The sequence below is a fragment of the Pseudoalteromonas sp. NS-SX12 genome, from assembly GCF_057367955.1.
In genome coordinates this window covers 1,254,023-1,272,592 of the sequence record NZ_CM170635.1, presented here as the reverse complement: position 1 = coordinate 1,272,592, position 18,570 = coordinate 1,254,023, and the positions used below count along the sequence as shown (strand labels likewise).

The window sequence follows — 18,570 nt, the reverse complement described above, 5'->3', positions numbered from 1 at the left end:
TTCTAATTAAGTACTAGTAGAGACGAATCGTCAATTTCTTTTGATAATCTTGGCAAACATTTATACCAAAGTTGACTTAAATCAGTGCCTATTGCGCTTATATTGGCAGTGTTAATCGCCTCAACTAACTGCTGTAGCTCAAAGCAATTTTCATGATTTTCAAACAAACCATCAGTTGCCATTACCAGTGAATGGCCGTGCTCGAGCTGATAACATTCGCTGTGATATTCATAGTCTCGGTCGAGCCCAAGTAAGGGTTGGCTGTTGCCGATGTTTGCTACTATTTGCTGCTGAGATAATACAATCGGTAACGGATGCCCTGCGTTAATCAGTGAAATATGCCGCTCGCTAATCTCCAATGCGATAAACGTGACAAGACTCTGCTGCATAAAATCTTGGTTAGGTAAGCTCTTTGCCAATCCGTTTACAAAATCAGCAAGTGAATCAAATGGGCAGTTAAGTAAACCCAGTATGTACCCTTTTAGTTGCAGCGCAACGCGGTTTGCACTTTCGCCATGGCCCATAACATCGCCAAAGAACACATAGCTGCGATCTTGTTTGTTTACCGATACTAAAACATCACCGCCACTACCTGCGGCAACATTGCCAAATGAAATTGCCGATAGCGCTCCGAGCTCAAATTGATCTTTGTGGGCTGCCAACTCGTCTTTTGAAACATTAACCGAACGCGAGACACAACGGCTTTTAACTCGCTCACAAACAATTTCTAATTGCTCTTTTTTTACAGGCTTAACTAAATAGTCATCAACACCACATAAATGGGCCTTTAGCATGGTCTCTCGACTACCATCGCCCGAAATCACCACAATACCAATATTGTTTAGGTGGCTAAGCTGTTTAATATTAGAGATAAATTCATCGGCCAACATGGCGTTTAAGTTCATATCAATTAATAGCAAATCAACGTTATGCGCCATCAAATATTGATACGCTTGATGCTCGTCCGTAAAAGCGTGACAGTCATAATCACGCTCTAAATAGGCGTTTACTAGCTGTAAGCTGGCGTGTTCATCATCAATAATCACGACACGGTTTTTCACTTTTTTAAGCGGTAAGGCAAAGCTAAAATGATTTTTACCGTGTTTTTCAAAATAACGAAAATCAGGAAAGTAATGTTCGATTAACGCAAGTCCCATTCCCCCCTCGCGCAGTTCGCCATCTGCGAGGTCGGTATGTTGGCCTTTTGAATTAGCTGGGTGAAAATAACTAGTTGGATCGATTAACTCAATTTTAATACTGTTGAGCGTGCGCCCTATGACTAAAGTAACCGCTTCGTCTTCCCCTTCACTGTGACGAATAAGATTAGTTAAATATTCGGTGACAACAAGGCCGGTGTTATCAATATCGTCGTTTTCAACATCCATAGTTGCAAGCAAGGTGAGTAAAATTTCACGCACTGAATGTAAGGTCGACCAAATTAAGTTAAAGCGCCTGTAAAACAATACATTCATTATTACACCCCTTGAAACAGCCACTGCTGACGATTAACGATATTGATCAAACGATGTTTCACTTTAGGTAATCGTCTAAAGCGACGATTGATGCTATCAATCAAACGCTCCCCAAGTGGTGGCATATACATTTGACTCACCACTATTTCAAAGCGCCTGCAGTGGGCTGATTTTAATTCACTAATTACCGCATCGAGTGTCTCTTGTGTTGTTTTACCAAGGGCAATATCTAACAGCAATAAATCGGTTACCGACATTAATAAGTGAAGCGGAAAATTCGCGTGATTGCGTTTACAAATTGGCGACATATCAAACAAAATATAGTCGAACTCTTGTTTCAACATCAGAATCGCCATATCAAACACGTCTTTTTCGCGCACTAGCGCTAAGTCTTGTAATTGCGTGATGCTTAAAAAATAAAAGTCATCTATCGATTGCGCATTTAGCTGACAGCTAATATCACCAAATGACCATTTGGCTAATGCATTTGGCATACTAACAAGATCTTTCCCTGTTAGTGGGTTACAGGTATTCAGATCAATCACCAAAACCCGTTCATTACGCCCGCTTAAACGTTTCGCCACACTGATTGCCAAAGACGTGGCACCTGAGTGACCATTAGGTGATGCAAATGCAATACAACGCGCTTTTTCACTATTAATGGACTCAAAAATAAGCTCAAGTTCTTGATACTGTTTTGGAATAATTCTCATAAGCTCACCGCCAATGCAATTACTGTTAAAATGTCGACTAATGAGTTTTTAGCACGCTGAGTAAAATCTTGACCTTGATCTGGAATATATACCGTATCACCTGCGCGCAGCAGCGGAATATTCGCTGAATTAGGCTGTTTGATAAACTTCTCTAAATCGAAGCGGCGCGATTGCTCTTTGCAACAGCCATGGTTAATTACCACAATTTTACTGATTAAGGCATCGGAAGTCGGTCCACCTGCCTCGGCTAATACGTCAAGCAATGACATTGAATCATCAAAGCTATAGCGACCTGGCTGTTTAATCGCGCCCATAATGCGTACTACTTGGTCTTTTGGTTGACGTAACCAGTCTTTGCTTTTTTCCGGTACGAAAATCGTATCGCCCGGTAATACGCGAGGGAACAAGGTTTCGTCACCAGTTTCAAAGTATAGTGCTAAGTTAAGTTTACTCACGCGCGATTGCGTACCGTTGCGATGCGTCACACGAATATTACGTAAGTCGGCATCATCCGTAGGGCCATCTGCCGCTGAGATAATATCAAGAAAATGTAAAGACTTATCAAATGCATAGCGACCCGGCGCGCCAACCTGTCCTAACACATAAATAGAACTTTTCGCATCTTGACGCACCCACTGCGACTTATTATCTTTCGGGTCGTGTGGTAACTCTTCAACAATAATGGTATCGCCAGCAATAATGGTTGGTAGTGGGTAGCTGTCACCGTCGCTATTTGCATATTCATCTAAACTAAAGCGCTGTAACAGCTGGCCTTGGCGAATGATTTTAATATCGTTTACATTAGCACCTTTTGTTGGCCCCCCTGCATGGGCAAATAAATCGGTAAAGTCCATCTCGTCACTCCATTCGTAACGACCAGGGTGATGAATTGCGCCCATAATTTTCACTGCGCGGGTCGGCGCTACTTTTAGCCAACTCTTTTCATTTAAGTCGGTTTTCTCGGGCACAAAGATCACGTCTCCAGGTGCAATATCAGGGATCGACACAGTTTGATAACCTTCGCTATAAGCTTGTAAGTCGAACAGAATATTATTACCTGCTGGGGTTAATATTTTGATTTGGCGGGTTTCCGCAAACCGCGTTGGACCACCAGCATTGGCGAGAATATCTAAAAAGCCAATTTGATTACTTGCCTCATACGCACCGGGTTTTTGCACTTCGCCCATAATGTAAACGGTGCGCGCTGTGGTGTTAACATCATCTACCATAATCGGCACAAAAATAGTGGTGCCCGCGCCAATTTTTGGCAGCAAGCTAGTATCACCTGAATCCAAGTACTGCTTCAAATCAAAGATAGTTGGCGTGTTGTTTTGAATAACGCGAATTTTAGTTACATCGGCGTAACGCGTTACGCCCTCAGCACGCATTAACGCATCAATAATATTCATATCTGGTTTATACGAAAAACTACCAGGGCTGTGCAGTTCTCCAAATAATGTTACTGCTTGACCTTGGCCGTCGGCATCACCTGCGCTTGAAAGTGTTTGCGCATCAAAGTCTATTTGCACATTACCTAAAAGCGGTGACACAGGTACAAACACGGTATCGCCTGAGCGTAATTTAGGTAATAAGGCTACATCTCCGCTATCAAGATACGCTTTGTAATCGAACGTTGTAGTGGTGTCATCACGGCGAATTTGCAGTTTATTAAGCTGGGCACCTGGCTTAATGCCATCGGCTTTCGCAATCACCATTTGAATATTACCATTAGCTGGAATACTTACTTGCGACGGGTTATTTACATAGCCAAGCACGGTAACCAGTAAATCACGTGAACGCACTTCTAAATAAAACTTACCAAGCGCTTTGTACACACCAGCAAGCTTAAGTTTAACTTCTGATTCAGCGCGTTTAGGCGTTTTACCAGCAAGTTTTACTTTGCCAATTTCAGGCAGTTCAACAAAGCCTTTATCGTCAACTTCAAAGGTGCTCTCAAATTCAACTTCACCCGGTACATTAAAATAGATTTTATTACCTACTTCGATTACCGCTTCGTCGTCGTTAGCAGCAATCGAAAAGCTTAAAAACCAACACAGTAGCATTAAATAAATAGTGAATTTCATGACGATCACTCCTTATCTTCCAAAGCGCTTGTCCATTCGGTCAAAGGCTTTACCTTAGTGAGTTCTGCGGCTTTTGCCGAGGTTGCAAGAATATAGGCATTTACACGACGATCTGAGTGCTGCTTTTGCACTGATTCACCCTCGTTACTAAATGGCACTTGTGCACCTTGCGCTAACGTATTGACCTGTTCAGGATTCACACCATAAAGAGTTAACCAGCTTTTTACGCTTTCAGCACGTTTGTATGCCAATTCAAAATTACTTACTTTGCTGCCTTTAATATCGGTGTGACCCACCAGTAACACTTGTGTCGCAGGTAACATTTTCAATAATTCAGCACTTTGCGCTAATCGCACACGGTATTTTGGGGTCACTTCAAAACTGTCAAAAGCGAACTGATTATCGCTATTAAGCAAATCTTCCAATTTCGTTAATAGTTTTGGGTCATCATTTTTGCTTTCAGCAATACAATGCGTATTGCTGATAACACGCTCAAAGTGATTCTCTAGCTGTTGTAACTGATGATAAAAGGTACGCATATCTAATTGCGCTTGCGAATACATATCCGCAGCTATTGTGCGGTTAATTCGCGTCAACATTAACTCTGCCTGATACAGCTGCCCTGGCATACAGTGCTTGATACCACGACTTTTTAGCCAGTCGAGCTTTAAAGAAAGGTGCTCGAATTCATTCATCACTTGAAATGGCAGCGCATTTTCAAAACCATCAATATTTTGTGGTGCATCAGGATGGTAAAGTTCTGCCCAGCCACCTCGACCTTCTTCAGGCCATGTAGTACATCCAGAACAAATACCAACAACACAGGCAATAGGCAGTAACTTATCCATAATGGCATTCCTTATTTAAGCAGCAGCTGAGCTAATAAATGGAATGGTGGCGTCAACACGTAACAGCTTCATTAGCTTTTCCGGTTGACCTGACACATCAAGCAGCAACATTGAAATGCCGCGCTGTTCAATGCGTTTGAACAAAAACACCATGGCACCAATACCTGACGAATCGATAAATTCGGTGTTACCAAAATCAAGCACCACCGAATCATGTTGTGTCGCAGCAAAACACTCAAAATGCTCGCGATATTTATCTACATTTAAGCCCGAAAAATCATGCGGAAGCTCAACCGTTAAGGTGTTGTTTTGCTCTTTAGTGGGAAGTAAGTTGTTCATAATCATATCCTCTTTTGAGACTATGACTAATAACAACCAAATAGAATGCCAAAATTTATTTACTTAAATTTCAGCAGGTTAAGTTTTAAAAAATATTTAAAATAGCAAAATGCAACAAGCTAGATGCGGCCCGTTGCATTTTGCAATGCTATTGTCCTTTACCGAGTACCACTACCTTAATGGTTTTAAATAAGATGTCGCATTCCATTTTAAGCCAGGTTGAAAACCGCGACATTGATAAAACGTACGAATAATCCCACGCAATTTTGTTGCGTACATCTTCTACACTTTCATCATAGCCATTCATTACTTGAGCAAGCCCCGAAATACCAGGTTTAATGCCATAGGTACGCTGAATAAAATACGGAATTTCACGTTCTAATTTAGTGTAAAAGCTCGGGCGTTCTGGACGCGGGCCAATCAGCGACATATCACCTTTGAGTACATTCCAAAATTGTGGTAATTCATCAATGCGGGTTTTTCTTAAAAAGCGACCAACACGCGTAATACGAGGATCGTTACCCTGAGCCCATACGGCACCGGTTGCTTTTTCGGCGTCAAAACGCATGCTGCGTAGCTTGTAAACATAGATTAAATCAGTTCTATCTTCGTTAATACGCCCGACACGTAATTGCTTGTAAATTACGCCTCCTTTTGAATCGAGTTTAATCGCAATACCAGCAAGCAATATAATTGGCGAGAATAAGGTTAAACCAACCACTGCTCCGAGAATATCAATACTGCGTTTGCAAAACGCAATCATTGAAACTCCCGGTTTAGATGACGACACTCTGCGCCAAGCTGTTTTGTATCGAGAAAGTGACACAATGCCAATCAAGCCCGCTAAGTAACTGGTTATTACATAGTTAACGGAATCAATTAATGGTAAGGCTGTACGCCATTTAAACATCGCTTTTATCACTCCAATTAGGTTGATAAACAGCATGCTACCAAGCAGCAGCTGCGCCGCGATATCACCTAACACAGCTAACATAGTTAATGCGGCAAGTGCGCCAAACAGCATTACAGGCATGACTCCACGCAGTACTTTGTTAGAAAAAAAGCTGAATGTTTGCGCCAAACTAAACTGGTTTACACGCTTGAATATGGTGTTTAATTGCTGCCAATTTCCCGCGCCAATACGAATACGACGGCTGAAATCTTGTGTTTGATTGTCTTGTTCGCATTCGATTATGGCAATCTGATCGTTAAAACTGGCGCATTGCTCTTTACCAAGCGCTGACACCAACTGCACAAAGTCATCGTTAATGGTTTTTGATAAAAGTGGTGTAACCTTGTCTGCACGCATGGCGAACATGGCTCCAGCAAACCCATTCACTGCACCAAGTTGCCCTTCAAGTCGACGTACGGCGTTTTGATATTGCCAGTACTTATCTAAACAGCCATGCGCTGAACTCTTTGGTAAATAGTTACCTGAAACCGCAACAACGTCTTTATTAACCATTGATTTAGCCACTTGCTCAAGGCAGTTAACACTCATCAATGCGCTTACATCAGTGAAAACAATAATGTCGTACTCATCGCGATAACGTTTTATTAGGGTATTGAGCGCATTCACTTTACCCGCGTTCACGGCAATTTCATCGTATGTACAATAAATAAATTGCTCGTGTAAATGCGCGCTAACACGTTTTACAACATCAGCCGTTGCATCAGTGCAGCCATCACCGACAATATGAATGCCCATTTTATCATTTGGATAAAGCTGCGAAGCCAAATTATGCAGTTTTTCTTCGATGTAATCGGCCTCATTGTAGGCCGCGATAAAAACCCCAATCGACGGCGTTTCTCGATGGCTAAGCGGCGTGTCGTCAACCACCTGTTGCGGCGCTTTTGCCGCCAACATCGCCAGCAACTTAGGATAAATAAAATGATGATAAACAAATAAAACAGCAACAAATATTATGATAAACCAAAGCATAACGAACTCCTTATACCATCGCGTGTTGATAGATTTTGTTGTAACGATTTGCCATCACTTTTAGTGTTGCTTGTGATAACGCATATTGACGAATACGAGTGCCATAATTCAGTGAAAGTGCTTTTAATAAATTTGGCGCAAGTAACTGTTCTTCATTTATAGGTAATACAAACCCATGTGGTGTATTCACAACCTCGCTAATCCCCCCCACATCACTGGCAACCACGGGGCGATTACAAGCCATCGCTTCTAAAATCGATAGTGGCAACCCTTCACGCTCTGAGTACAAGCAAAACACATCAATGGCCGAGTAAAAGCTTGGCATATCTGATACACACCCAAGCCAGTAAACCCTATCTGCAACACCTAGTTGTTCCGCATACGCTTTCATTTTCTCAAGTTGACTGCCGCCACCGGCAAACACCATATGTACCTTATAAGGTAGCGTTGTGAGCGTTCGCAACATGGACTTATGGCCTTTGCCCTCTTCAACACGGGCGGCACAGCCAATTAGCGTGTAATTATGTGGCAGCCCTAATTTGTTACGAGCGCTGTAACGAGAGATTGGCGTAAAGTAGTCTGTATCAATACCATTGTGCACCACATGATCTGGTTTAATTTTGGCCTGTTTTTGAGCAAGCTCTGCGACCGCTTTTGCATCTGCCACTATGGTAATTGGAGTACATTTGCCAATCACTTTAGTGAACATGCGGTATTTGAAATCCGTTAAATACCAAGCATCATGAAGGGTATGAATATGCTGTATTTTAGGTCTCAGCATTTTGGCTAAACTGGCGTACAACATGGGGCCAATATGGTGGCTGTGAATTACGTTAATATCAAACTTATCAATAAGAGCAACGAGCTTTTTAACTGTTTGCCAACTCACGCCCGGCGCTTTATTTAAACAGTAAAAGTTGTTTAATTCTTCGAGTTGAGGCCATGCTTTAATCGCCCCTTTTTTAGTGCCTTCCATCGCTACTAAAAACATTTTTGAATTTGTTATTTCACTACAGCACAGGCCAAATGCCATTTTTTCAAGCCCGCCCACCTGTGGGTGCTGAATCAGTTGAATAATGTTATTCATAATGCCTCCAATTAGTCGATTCGATGTACAGTGACATCGTTCACAATGGGTATTTTGGTTAATACGCGTTGCCCTGCAATCGTTTCTATCGTTGCTTCATCGCGTACACGTAAATCGGTGATCATGGCGACAAATGTGAGTGCCGCAGCGCTAAATAGGCCAAGTACAATGCCCAGAATGATGCTTACCACCAACGACTGATTAATCGGTGATGTTGGGCTGTATGCGCGTTCAATGGTTTTTACTTTATCAGGGCCCTCATAGCGTACTAATTGCCCTGTCACTTTTGACATTTCATAACGCTCAAGCATTTCGGAATACAAGGTTTGCTTCACTTGATAATCCCGTTGCAGTTGGCGCAGTGCTTTATCAATTTCGCTTGAACTTGAAAGACGTGTTGAGACAACCGATAACTGTTCGCTTAGCATCTCAATTTCATTATTTAGCTGTGCGACATTATTTTCAGCTTCTTCCAAGGTAATAAGTTGCGCAACCAGTAATGCGCTGTCTTTGGCGTTAGCACCTAACGGTAGACTGTTGGCGATTTGCCACAGTGAATCTAAATCAGCCTCTTCAAATGGCTTTGCTTGACTCTCCATTTCTTGCTTGCGAATTTGTAAGGTTTCGAGTTCGCGTAATTTTGCCTGAACCTTGCTGTGCTGGTCTGTGTAACGGGTGCGCAATAGCGCAATATCTGCCTCAATACGCATAATGCTATCAACTAAGCGACCCTTAACTGGATTCGCTTTGGCAAGTTGCTTTTTGAGTGTTGCTAGGCGTGCTTTTGCGCCACTTAGATCAACTAGTTTTTGCTGTTTTTCTTGCTCTAAACGCGCCAGGGTATCTTGGTTCACATTTAATAACTCAGGCAGCGCTTCACGGTTATCACGCTTAAACTTTGCTAATTTATCTTCAGCGAGTTCAAGTTGCAGGCGCAGCTCTTCAAGTTGGTTTTTCAAAAATGTTTCTGACGTATCAAGGGATGCTTTGGTTGGTGCTAACAAACGCTCAATAAATTTCTCTACCAGTGCTTCAAGTACTGGCTTCATTTGTTCGCGTTTGTTCCATTTAAAGTGAATACGCACTAACTCATCGCCCACCAGTGAAATTGAAATGGCACTGGCTAATTTTTGCTGCATTTTTTCAACTTCAAGTTGATTGGTTAAGTCATCCACTAAACCAACCTCTTTTACTACTTCAGTTAAATTTTTACGACTCAGTACCAAAGTGCGTAGCGCATCCATACGGGCCGATAATTCAAATGAGAACTCAAGCTCATCTAAGAAAGGATTTAACAACGCAGACTCTTCAATCAAAATAGTCGCGTGATTGGTATATTGCTTTTCACTGCTAAGTGAAATTGCAATCACAGCAATCGGCACAATGATCATCGGTAACGCAATAAGCTGCCAGCGCTCATACATGGTGTATAAGGCTAGGTAGATAAGCTTTTTAATTTGCGCAATCGTAAAAACCATTTCTAATCCTAATTCGCAAATTGCAACGCAATTTAGCGATTTGCTATATCAAAATGTGAAAAACACCGTTTTTTCACCCCTTTGATATAACTATCGCAAGTTCAGCGCCAACTATTGGCAAACATAAAAAAAGCGCCATATTGGCGCTAAAATCGAGGGAGTAAATTGAATATTTAGTTAATTAACCAGCTTTGCTGTGATTGGCTTTCATCAAACTGCCATTCATAGTTAAGCGGTGCCATGCTCGTATCGTAAAACCAAATTTGCGCTTTTAGCTTCTGATCCTGATGGGGTACTACAAACGAAAGATCCAGCCCTTCGCTATCAAGTGGTGCTCTTACAAAGCAGGTATCGGCATTAATTAACAAGGCATCTGCTTGGCAAATATTTATAAACGCTCTTTCATTTACTAAGTTTGCTGCAACATTAAGCGCTACATTTACATCTGTTTTAAAGTCAAACTCTGGCGCCACATTGAGTGCTGCAGTTCCCTGAGCTTCGTTATCATCTGAATTAGCTGTCGCAGCTGGCGGCGTCACAGATGTACTATCACCACCTCCACCACATCCAGTTAAAATAAAAGCAATTGATAACACTAATAACTGTTTCATATCATTCTCCTAATTCTGAACCGAGTGTTGACCAACTGCTGAACGAAACCAATTTGTATTGGCACTGCCCGCACTTTCTGCAAACCCGCCAAACTCGGGATATGCCAGTAACATATCAGTGCTTTCTTTAGGGTGGTTCCAGCTGGTACCAATAATCAATGCCCAAGGCAAGCCATTAGCAGTTTGAAAATTACCATAGGTGCTCGACATATCATCGCCTTGGTCAAAGTAACCGGTGTTAAAGGCTTCTGTTGGTGTGTGGTTTTTGAGATGTACTTCCCATGCACGTGCATTATTACTATCAACGAACGGCCCATGGTCAAAACCATTTACGGCAAAGATAAAAGGGCTAACTCCACTTATCAGTGAGGCACTGTCAGTGACAGTATTTTTGAACGGTAAGGTAACGCTAAATGGAATAGGTTGTTGGTTCAAGCAACCCGATTCCGTTCTAAAGTACTTACATCCAGATTGCGTATTTGCAATCACTTTGGTGTCATCAAGCGCTATTAATATCGCTTCATTGCGTCCTGCTTCTAATGGGTTTTTAGCAATTTGCTGGCCATTAATTGTTAAACGAACAAGCGGTTCATCTACCTGGTTTCGCGCAATATTCGCAAAGCGAAATGCAAACGCATTATGATAGCTTGCTCCAACCGCAAGTAACTCTCCATCAATTTTTAAACGCACCACTTGGTTGCCTATCTGGCTTTTGAAAATACGGTATTTCACCACTACGTCATTAAAGTCATAGTCACCTTGTTGCGGCCATAAATCTTCAAATGCAGCTGTTTGCCATGCAGTTGTTGTTTCGACAACACCACTGGCGACAATTGACACGCTTATATCTTCGACCTCCCCACTATCAACACCACCTAAAGGAGAGATTGATGGGGTATTTGATACTCTAAAACGTGCCCAAGTTGTTCCTTCTCTTGCATCTATTGGTACTTCGACTAAGACACGATTTTCACCCACAGTGCCTAGGTGCTCTGTAATGATTTGTTCAGATTCATCAAATTGGCCATTGCCGTTCCAGTCAACCCACGCATTTACATAGCCAGGCGCTGAAAGGCGATAAGAAACTAAGGTATCTAAGCCGGTTTCAAGTCCTGTTACAAAATTAACACCGTCATCGTCATCAAACTGATTAGGTGTGTGCTCAGCACTTACGCCATTACCAAAGTACAGATTCCCTTTTCCATGGCGTGCGCCATTGGCACTTATAGACGTTGCATAAGTATCGGGTGCATCACCATAATCAAGGGTTGGTGCTTCGCTTTCGTCAATTATTGGCGCAGTAGCACAACGGGCACCATCGTTATTGCCTGAGCTTGGTCCGTATGCAAATAAGGTTGTTGAAGTTGGGTCGCTAATATCAATACGAAAGATATGTCCATCACTATTGCGGCTAATATACAAGTAACCTTCTACATCAAAATAAACCGCTCCAAATGTACCTGTTACGCCAGTAAATCCCAGGTTAGTGCTGTTACCAAAAATCACATCAATGGCAATCAAGTTGCCTCGGTTATCGACACTATATGCAAGATTTTCATCAGGATGAAACGCTAGGTCAAAAATATTCAGATTAAGGCTACTACCGTCAATAACCTTTGACGCAACAAGATAATCACTGTCGTTTTCATCGAGTACTATTCGATATAAACCATAATCTGCTCCTTTTCGATAAACGTAATACGCATTTTGTTGCACAGACACATCACCTACGTAAAAGTTTGTGTTTGGCAAACCCGACGCGTTCAGCGGCTCTAACGCATAATCTTTACCAATGCGACCAATATTGCCTCGGCTATAATCCCAGCCATATAAATACCTGTCGTGAACACTAAAGCCAAACCCATTTACTTTTTGATTTGTGCCTACATTATCTGCAAATCTGTTGTACGAGCCTGATACTAGATTCACGCCAAAAATAGTTGCTGTAGTGCCTTGAACTAAAAATGCTTTTGACGGACAGGTATCAAACGGTGCCGCGCTACTTCCTGCGGCAATAAATAATAAACTAACAATTGAGCTTTTCATTTATGACTCCTAACTTTGAACCTACTGAACGTTGAGCTGCAATTTAGAAACCAGAATTAATAAATTGATTTATATAGAAAAAAACAAAAGGGAAAACAAAAAGCGTTGCAATATGCAACGCTTTAATCCAGTTGCTCCAACACAAATGCAGCTTTTTGTTGCCAGCTGTGTCTTGCGACGTGCTGCTGTGACGGTGTGCGCCAATCGAGAAATGGGTTTTTAGATATCACCATCGCGTGATCAACTCGGGCAATAAACCCAGCGTGATCTTTCGCAATGAGCACCATGTCTTTATAGCGTTCAACTGCGGGAAAATGGGTTGATACAATCGGTTTGCCAGCGGCTAAATATTCTTTTAATTTTAGTGGGTTACACGCTTTAATTTGACCATTATCTAAAAACGGTAACAGCGATACTTGCCAATGCTGAGAAAAGCTCGCTAATTGATGGTGAGCAATTTGCGAAATATAAGTTACATTCGGTAAAGCAACGAGCGCGCTAATATCAATGTCAGCCTTTCCAATCAGTACCAAATGATAATTTGGCCTCGCTTTGGCAAGTTTTATTAACAAATCGACATCTAGCCACTTTGAGATTGAGCCATAAAAACCAATTACATTACTCAAGTTATGAAGTTGTGAATGTGGCTTTTTGATATCACTAAATAAATCATAATCAACGCCGTGTTCGAGCATTTGCGTTTTATGTTTGGGCATTTTATCGAGCAGCACCTTACTTACCACATAAATATTATGTGCCATGTGAATAAGGCGCTCTTCGCTGGCTTTTACCAAGTCATAATCGACTCCTGCCAAGCTGGAAAAATCATCGCCACAATAATAAATTAAGCGGTCTTGTGGGCGCAGTTGAATCATATTAATGGCGGTAGGCACACTGACCCAATAGATAATTGGTTCATGTGACGACAAGTCGAGAGTTTTGGCAACTTGACGCTTATTAAAACGCGTCGCCCACTTGTTATCATGCCAAGGCAAAATTAGGGGGTTACACGCTTCAACCGGAAGTTTGTCGCTCGGTGCTTTAACGTTTCCAGCCATCATCAATTTAACCTTACCCAACACACGCTTAATATCGGTAAAATTAATTTTAGGTTTGCGCATGCCTACGGAGTTAAACCAAGTTACATCGTATCGCTCGGCAATCACTTTAAAAATATGCTGGGTACTGCTTGGATGACGCCCCCAGTCTTCTGCAAATACGACAAATTTCATAGCTTGCTCCTTAATCTACACGCTTAATCACTTTGGCCGGATTGCCAGCAACAAGTGTAAAGTCGGCTACATCTTTGGTGACGACCGCATTTGCAGCAACTATTGCTCCTTTGCCAACAGTAACGCCTGCCAAAACCGTTGCACCGGTGCCAATCCAAGCACCTTGTTTAATAATGATATCGCCCGCTTGCTCTGGTAAATCGGGTTTACCTTTGGCGCGCTCGGCACAATTTAACGGGTGACCAGGAAAGCCTGCTAAAAATACTTTTCCAGCTAAGCGCACATCATCTTGTAACTCTATTTTTGTGCCTACGGAAAAGGCGTTTTGCCAACCCACATCCACATTATTGCCAATAATTAGCTTTGCTATACGACCTGAGTGATAGCGGCCACAAAAGGTTGCAATGCCCGACATTCTGACATCGTCACCTAAGCTAATTGCAAGTGCACCAATAACTTGTGGCATACCGCACTGTAAGGTTAAGCGCTTTTTACTGCCGCTTACTTGGCTTTTAAACATGGGCGTAAAATAAATAAACTGCAGTGTATTGTGCCAAATCGTTTTACTGCTTCGATGAAGTGCAAACAGTATTTTGTAAAGTACTGGCACAACCGGCATTTCAATATGCTTAATTGCATAAAAGCTACCGCGACAAAATTTGCCAAAGCCTGAGTCACTGCTTTTCACCCAATTTTTAACATCAGCTATCATGACGACTCTCCTGCGTATCTTTACTTAACGTTTGCAGCATTTGTTCCAAAGCAATACTGAGCGATAAAATAATGTAGATAGGCCAGGTAAACGCCTGAGTTAAAAAGGTGCCAGACACCACAAAGCCAATTAATCCCGCCTTTAGCGCTTGTACGTTAACAAGCAAATTAGCTTGATGACAAAACTTCACTTTGGAGCCACTGCGCTTCAATGTGCGATAAATCGTTGCGATTAGCGTTGCAAAAAGCGAAATTCCGACAAATCCGGTTTCACCAAGCACTTGAAACCAGGTACTGTGCACCGCGTGATTTTTGCCATCCCAGTGCGGACTGTAAAAGAAGTAGTTAACGTAAAAGTTGTTTACCCCTACGCCGGTGAATGGGTTTGATAGCGCCATGTTGATTGCCGCCTGCCACGCATAAATCCGTCCCATGGCTGATTCATCAATACCGCTTTCTGCTGCACCGCCACTTTGTCTATCGCTGATCCCCGCAGCGACCAAGAGCACCGCTAAACCAAACCCTAAAATAGACACTAATACCACGGGGTTTTTGATGGTACGCGCCAAAAAGTATGCAACAATCGCCATTACGCCTAATAATCCGCCTCGGCTTTGTGTTGCAATAATGCCGTACACCACTAAGCACAGTGCAATAAACGCAAATACACGGTAAATCGTTTTACTTTCTTTGTTAAAAAGCTCGGCACACAAAAACGAGACCGGAAACAAGAGCACCAAGGAAAGATCGTTTGGGTCGCCAATTTGTGATTGTAAATGACGCGAAATCGTAACCCGTGAACCTTCTACTAAGCCAATACCATTAAGCTTGTTAGAGACAGCAACACAAGCAATTAACGCCCCACTCACCATAATACCAAGCCGGGCAATGCCGAACGCTTTTGGCGTATTGATCCACCAGCTTATAACAAACACCATAATCAATACTTTGGTTAGGGTTGAACTCCAATACTCAATCGCCATACCACGATTTGTCGCCATCATTACGCATAAGGTTAACCAAGCAAAAAAGAACATAAACGCACTGTGAGCTGGGTGCCAAAACGGTGTGAGCTTTTTACTTAAAAACAAATGCCACGCAATGCCGAACAGTGACGCCAAAGCCAATAATTTTGGGATCTTGAGCGGCATTAATACCGGGAATGCTTCGTGAATACGAAAATAGCTAAATAGAATAAATAAAATGACAAAAATAACGCTAAATCGCACGGTGAAATACAGCGCGAACGGCAGCATCAATAGAGCAAAAGGTGCTGCAGGCCCCGCAACTTTAAACAGCCCGATTATGGTGACACTGATTAAAATGCCGAGCAGCGCGAGTTTAATCGGCGATTTTGATAAGTGCTGTTGGCTAAGAGTATCCATACTTGCCTCCCAATTTATTGGGCTTTATCGCGCCGCACTTTATTGCATATTTAAATGACAGCAGTAATGCGACAATTAGCAAGATTACATTTAGCCAAATCGCATTGCCCACAATACCGATTTGCAGTAGCAATAAGCCAAAACCAAATAACACCGTACCGAGATGATATTTGAGCGGCGCGATACGCTGACTAATAATATAGAACGCTAAAAATCGCAGTGTGTGCCCAACAAAAAGCCCTGCAAACACGCCGCTAATGCCTTGGCTTGGGGTCAAAAACGCTATAATTAATATTGCTACTGTGGCACATATGCCGTTTATAAGTGGTACGTATTGCGCGTTTTTATCTAGATAACAGCCTAAATTCAGCAACTCCGCATAACTTTTAATAACCAACAAAATGCACAGCAACCCAATGTATTGGCTGCTGTTGTGATAGCTTTCTGGTAACAACCAACTAATAAGGTAAGGGGCAAATATCATCATTGCTAGTGCCAGAATAGTGATGATAAAGCACCCTGTAACAGCCCCACTCGCTGCTAATTCTGTATTTTCAAAGTAACGTTTGAAGCGGATTGGGAACCACCATAAGCGAAATGGCTCAAACGCTAACGACAATGCCAATGAAAATTGCGTTGCAATAAAATAATATGCCAGCTGCGATGATCCTAAATAGCTCGCAATAAACCAATTTTCAGCGCCACCGAGCCCGTATAAACAAAGTGCTGACAACGCAATAAAGCCGCCGTAACGAATATGTTCGCCTGTTAATGGCTGCTGTTTTAGCAATAACAGCGAACGATGGTAAATCACTAAAGCTAAGGTAATAATAAAACTGGTGACACAACCACTTATTAGTACACCTAAAATACCGTAATCATTTAACAATAAGGTGTAAGTAAGCAGTGCTTGCACAACGCCTTGGGCAAGGGCAACATACATGTAGGGTTTTGATTGCTGCAATACGCGATAGCGCGTTAAGTAAATGGCCTGCAATGTAGTGAGCGCCAAATTAAACATCAACAGGCAAAAGTACGACTTGTCGATTGGCAGCGGCATTAGAGCCAACCAGATATCCGCGCCAATGATTGCAAAGAGCAGAAACACACAACTCACCAAAAACGTAAACTTAATACTACTGGCAATAAATGAGTCAAGCATCTCGTTTGGCAGCTTTACGGCAAAGCGAAAAATCACTTCAGCCATGCCAAAACCCAAGAAAATACTCAACATGGCGCCAATGCTGACGAGAAAGTTAAGCATGCCGTAGCTATCTGGCGCCAAAAAGCGCGTCACTATCGGCAACATCAGTAGGCTGATCCCTTTTAGCCCAGCAATAGCGATACCGTAATGAACAAACGCAGCATTAACTTTCATACGCCACCTGCTCAATTAAGCGCGATAACTTAACACCTTGTTTTATTGCATTAAAATGCCTGTTAACACGGTCTCGTGCAGCATTGCGCATTTTTATACGCTCGTTTTCAGGCAGTTGGCAAAAGGTTAAGATGGCTTGTTTTAACGCATCGCTATCTCTACTTGGTACAGTGTAGCCACAGCTACCATCGACAATTTCAGTACATCCCATAATATTGGTTGTAATTGTAGGTAACCCCATAGCCATAGCTTCTTTGAGTACCACCGGGCCGGTATCTTTATCGCCATTATCAGCAATACAAAAAGGCGCAATAAACGCATCATATTGCTTTGAAAGCGCGATAATTTCGCTTGATGTACGCTGCCCTAAAAAGCGCACCCAATTGTTAAGATGCAATTGATTCACCAAACCAACTAACTCCGCCAGCTTGGGCCCGCTGCCAATAATATCAAGTTGTGGTCGTTTCGAAGGTGGAATATCAGAAAGCGCATTAAGTGCAAACTCAATGCCTTTTTTATCAACCAAGCGGCCAACAAATAGCAGTTTTACCGTGCTGTTGTTTGGGTTGTCATAATGCTGAAACTTGTTAACGTCTACACCGCAATGCAACAAGTGCACAGAATGGGTTTTAATATTTTGCAGCAGGTTGTACATATCTTGGCAAACCGCCACATTAAAATCGCAAAACGCCAGCTTAGCGTTCAGGTCGTTCGCGTTTACATATACATCATGTCCATGTCCGACACTCGACACACTAATTCCTGCGTACTTGGCAGCAACAATGCCGTACGCCAAACTGCTGTGCATAAAATGGCAATGAATATGTGAGATTTGCTGTTTTTTAATCAGATAATTAATCTGAAGACCAAAATAAAGCAGTGATAAATTGCGTATCGCGTGCTGACTTGAGGCAGCTTTGTACGCATTCGCCACCCCTTGAATACTAGTGCAACATAACCCTTTAAGTGTGGTTGTAATGCGCTCGCGCTTTAGTTCGAATACGTCAAAATCAAAGTCACTCTCATGGTCTAAATGCTCCATCGTGATCACGCTAACTTTGTGACCTGCAGCACGCAACGCCTCAATTTCGGTGACCACAAAGGTTTCAGACGCGACCGGAAACTGTGGGACATAAATAGCAATGTGTTTCATAACGCTCTCCTCACATCTATGTAAAGAGCACATCGCAATCTTTATGCCGATAAAAATACCATATTAACCCCACTAAATTTCCGATTTGCAA

Annotated in this window: 15 protein-coding genes; all 15 read right to left on the bottom strand. The window is 42.3% G+C overall.

The window, feature by feature from the left end; all coding sequences use genetic code 11:
- Nucleotides 1–2 precede the first annotated feature (2 nt).
- A complete protein-coding gene (locus tag AC2IOM_RS20030) occupies nt 3–1,472 on the bottom strand; it encodes a SpoIIE family protein phosphatase (RefSeq protein WP_486359931.1) in 1,470 nt (489 codons plus the stop codon).
- Nucleotides 1,473–1,474: 2 nt separating this feature from the next.
- Nucleotides 1,475–2,185 (bottom strand): P-loop NTPase family protein, encoded by a 711-nt coding sequence (locus AC2IOM_RS20025; protein ID WP_105172111.1) that lies wholly within the window; start codon nt 2,183–2,185, stop codon nt 1,475–1,477.
- A complete protein-coding gene (locus tag AC2IOM_RS20020; RefSeq protein WP_486359930.1) occupies nt 2,182–4,269 on the bottom strand; it encodes an SLBB domain-containing protein in 2,088 nt (695 codons plus the stop codon). Before AC2IOM_RS20020 ends, AC2IOM_RS20025 begins: the two co-directional genes overlap by 4 nt.
- 5 nt (nt 4,270–4,274) lie before the next feature.
- Nucleotides 4,275–5,117 (bottom strand): OmpA family protein, encoded by an 843-nt coding sequence (locus AC2IOM_RS20015; protein ID WP_336436586.1) that lies wholly within the window; start codon nt 5,115–5,117, stop codon nt 4,275–4,277.
- Nucleotides 5,118–5,132: 15 nt separating this feature from the next.
- Complete coding sequence (locus AC2IOM_RS20010) at nt 5,133–5,456, bottom strand: STAS domain-containing protein (RefSeq protein ID WP_105172114.1); 324 nt, start codon at nt 5,454–5,456, stop codon at nt 5,133–5,135.
- 148 nt (nt 5,457–5,604) lie between these two features.
- A complete protein-coding gene (locus AC2IOM_RS20005; RefSeq protein WP_486359929.1) occupies nt 5,605–7,398 on the bottom strand; it encodes a sugar transferase in 1,794 nt (597 codons plus the stop codon).
- 10 nt (nt 7,399–7,408) lie between these two features.
- On the bottom strand, nt 7,409–8,485 hold the full coding sequence (locus AC2IOM_RS20000) for a glycosyltransferase (protein WP_486359928.1): 1,077 nt from the start codon (nt 8,483–8,485) through the stop codon (nt 7,409–7,411).
- Nucleotides 8,486–8,496: 11 nt separating this feature from the next.
- On the bottom strand, nt 8,497–9,963 hold the full coding sequence (locus tag AC2IOM_RS19995) for a GumC family protein (protein WP_486359927.1): 1,467 nt from the start codon (nt 9,961–9,963) through the stop codon (nt 8,497–8,499).
- A gap of 173 nt (nt 9,964–10,136) precedes the next feature.
- Complete coding sequence (locus AC2IOM_RS19990; RefSeq protein WP_486359926.1) at nt 10,137–10,574, bottom strand: hypothetical protein; 438 nt, start codon at nt 10,572–10,574, stop codon at nt 10,137–10,139.
- 9 nt (nt 10,575–10,583) lie between these two features.
- Nucleotides 10,584–12,620, bottom strand: coding sequence for an LruC domain-containing protein (locus AC2IOM_RS19985; RefSeq protein WP_486359925.1), 2,037 nt, complete (start codon nt 12,618–12,620; stop codon nt 10,584–10,586).
- A gap of 122 nt (nt 12,621–12,742) precedes the next feature.
- Nucleotides 12,743–13,852 carry a glycosyltransferase gene (locus AC2IOM_RS19980; RefSeq protein ID WP_486359924.1) on the bottom strand — a complete coding sequence of 370 codons (1,110 nt, stop codon included), beginning with the start codon at nt 13,850–13,852 and terminating at the stop codon, nt 12,743–12,745.
- Nucleotides 13,853–13,862: 10 nt separating this feature from the next.
- Nucleotides 13,863–14,564, bottom strand: coding sequence for an acyltransferase (locus tag AC2IOM_RS19975; RefSeq protein WP_138628215.1), 702 nt, complete (start codon nt 14,562–14,564; stop codon nt 13,863–13,865).
- Nucleotides 14,554–15,948, bottom strand: coding sequence for an O-antigen ligase family protein (locus tag AC2IOM_RS19970; RefSeq protein WP_138628214.1), 1,395 nt, complete (start codon nt 15,946–15,948; stop codon nt 14,554–14,556). The genes AC2IOM_RS19975 and AC2IOM_RS19970 overlap by 11 nt, the downstream gene beginning before the upstream one ends.
- Nucleotides 15,935–17,326, bottom strand: coding sequence for a lipopolysaccharide biosynthesis protein (locus AC2IOM_RS19965; RefSeq protein ID WP_486359923.1), 1,392 nt, complete (start codon nt 17,324–17,326; stop codon nt 15,935–15,937). Before AC2IOM_RS19965 ends, AC2IOM_RS19970 begins: the two co-directional genes overlap by 14 nt.
- A complete protein-coding gene (locus tag AC2IOM_RS19960; protein WP_486359922.1) occupies nt 17,316–18,479 on the bottom strand; it encodes a glycosyltransferase in 1,164 nt (387 codons plus the stop codon). The genes AC2IOM_RS19965 and AC2IOM_RS19960 overlap by 11 nt, the downstream gene beginning before the upstream one ends.
- Between the last annotated feature and the right edge of the window lie 91 nt (nt 18,480–18,570).

Coding starts and splice junctions, on each gene's coding strand:
- AC2IOM_RS20030 (WP_486359931.1), bottom strand. CDS start 1,472: ATGAATGTATTGTTTTACAGGCGCTTTAACTTAATTTGGTCGACCTTA.
- AC2IOM_RS20025 (WP_105172111.1), bottom strand. CDS start 2,185: ATGAGAATTATTCCAAAACAGTATCAAGAACTTGAGCTTATTTTTGAG.
- AC2IOM_RS20020 (WP_486359930.1), bottom strand. CDS start 4,269: ATGAAATTCACTATTTATTTAATGCTACTGTGTTGGTTTTTAAGCTTT.
- AC2IOM_RS20015 (WP_336436586.1), bottom strand. CDS start 5,117: ATGGATAAGTTACTGCCTATTGCCTGTGTTGTTGGTATTTGTTCTGGA.
- AC2IOM_RS20010 (WP_105172114.1), bottom strand. CDS start 5,456: ATGAACAACTTACTTCCCACTAAAGAGCAAAACAACACCTTAACGGTT.
- AC2IOM_RS20005 (WP_486359929.1), bottom strand. CDS start 7,398: ATGCTTTGGTTTATCATAATATTTGTTGCTGTTTTATTTGTTTATCAT.
- AC2IOM_RS20000 (WP_486359928.1), bottom strand. CDS start 8,485: ATGAATAACATTATTCAACTGATTCAGCACCCACAGGTGGGCGGGCTT.
- AC2IOM_RS19995 (WP_486359927.1), bottom strand. CDS start 9,963: ATGGTTTTTACGATTGCGCAAATTAAAAAGCTTATCTACCTAGCCTTA.
- AC2IOM_RS19990 (WP_486359926.1), bottom strand. CDS start 10,574: ATGAAACAGTTATTAGTGTTATCAATTGCTTTTATTTTAACTGGATGT.
- AC2IOM_RS19985 (WP_486359925.1), bottom strand. CDS start 12,620: ATGAAAAGCTCAATTGTTAGTTTATTATTTATTGCCGCAGGAAGTAGC.
- AC2IOM_RS19980 (WP_486359924.1), bottom strand. CDS start 13,852: ATGAAATTTGTCGTATTTGCAGAAGACTGGGGGCGTCATCCAAGCAGT.
- AC2IOM_RS19975 (WP_138628215.1), bottom strand. CDS start 14,564: ATGATAGCTGATGTTAAAAATTGGGTGAAAAGCAGTGACTCAGGCTTT.
- AC2IOM_RS19970 (WP_138628214.1), bottom strand. CDS start 15,948: ATGGATACTCTTAGCCAACAGCACTTATCAAAATCGCCGATTAAACTC.
- AC2IOM_RS19965 (WP_486359923.1), bottom strand. CDS start 17,326: ATGAAAGTTAATGCTGCGTTTGTTCATTACGGTATCGCTATTGCTGGG.
- AC2IOM_RS19960 (WP_486359922.1), bottom strand. CDS start 18,479: ATGAAACACATTGCTATTTATGTCCCACAGTTTCCGGTCGCGTCTGAA.